Genomic DNA, 1,245 nt, shown 5'->3' with positions numbered 1-1,245 from the left:
CGAGATGGCCTCCGCAGCATAGCGAGGACCAGACATCGAGTGGGGCATCTGCCGGAGCTGCGATTCGGAATTTAAAAATGGTTCAGTATACTGATACTTGCAACGATTGAGAATTGTTCATTTTGAGGAGGTCAAATATGAGGTTAAAGGGAAAAGTGGCGATTATAACGGGGGCGGCAAGCGGAATCGGATTGGAGACTTCCAAGTTGTTCATAAAAGAAGGCGCAATCGTTGCCGCATGTGATTACAACGAGGAGGCTTTGCAAAAGGCAAAGTCTGAAATTGGAGATTCTTACAGGATATACAAAATGGACGTTTCAAAGCATGACGAGGTTAAAACAATAGTCGATAAGATCTTTTCGGATTTAGGACATATCGATATTCTTGTAAACAACGCAGGCATAACGAGAGACAATTTTCTTGTCAGAATGCCGGAATCGGATTTCGATGCGGTCATCTCGATAAACCTTAAAGGAATCTACAACGTAACTCAGGCGGTTGTATCTTACATGATGAACCAAAGAAATGGAGTCATATTGAACGCGTCTTCGGTTGTCGGAATATACGGAAACATAGGCCAAACAAACTATGCAGCGGCCAAGGCCGGTTTGATTGGCATGACGAAAACATGGGCAAAAGAATTCGCAAGGTACAACATACGTGCGAATGCAGTCGCACCGGGCTTCATTAAGACACCCATGACCGAAAGTGTGCCGGAAAAGGTTATAGAGCAAATGAAGGCGAAAACTCCTCTCGGGAAAATGGGAGAGGCCATAGATGTCGCGAATGCATATCTCTTTTTGGCCTCCGATGAAGCAAATTACATAACCGGTCAGGTACTCGGCGTTGACGGAGGACTGGTCTTTTAGAATGGACAATTGAAAATTGAAAATGAACAATTGTCAACTATAAATTATCAATTGTCAATTGATTTAAGAGGAGGCATAAGATTAAGATGAAGATTTACATAATAGGTGCAAAAAGGACGGCGATAGGTGTTTTTGGTGGAAGTTTGAAAGACATTCCGGCAACAAAACTTGGATCTATAGCGATAAAGGGCGCCATGGAACAGGCGCACGTTGATCCAAAAGAAGTTAACGAAGTCATCATGGGGAATGTACTTGTGGCCGGCGAAGGCATGGGCCCTGCGAGGCAGGCCTCTATATACGCGGGAATTCCCGTTGAAGTGCCGGCATTTACCGTTAACATGGTCTGTGGAAGCGGGATGAAGGCGATAATGGTTGG

General features: G+C 44.7%; 1 protein-coding gene and 1 pseudogene. Both read left to right on the top strand.

The window, feature by feature from the left end:
• The first annotated feature begins 137 nt into the window (after positions 1–137).
• On the top strand, positions 138–869 hold the full coding sequence (gene fabG, locus ACP5NR_RS08710; RefSeq protein ID WP_428006357.1) for a 3-oxoacyl-[acyl-carrier-protein] reductase: 732 nt from the start codon (positions 138–140) through the stop codon (positions 867–869).
• An 86-nt stretch (positions 870–955) separates the two neighbouring features.
• Positions 956–1,245: pseudogene (locus tag ACP5NR_RS08705) on the top strand (acetyl-CoA C-acyltransferase); the annotation flags it as partial.

The organism is Athalassotoga sp. (genome assembly GCF_049965695.1).
Taxonomy (GTDB): Bacteria; Thermotogota; Thermotogae; order Mesoaciditogales; family Mesoaciditogaceae; genus Athalassotoga.
Note: the sequence above shows the minus strand (reverse complement) of the source record. Positions and strands in the feature narration are given on the sequence as shown.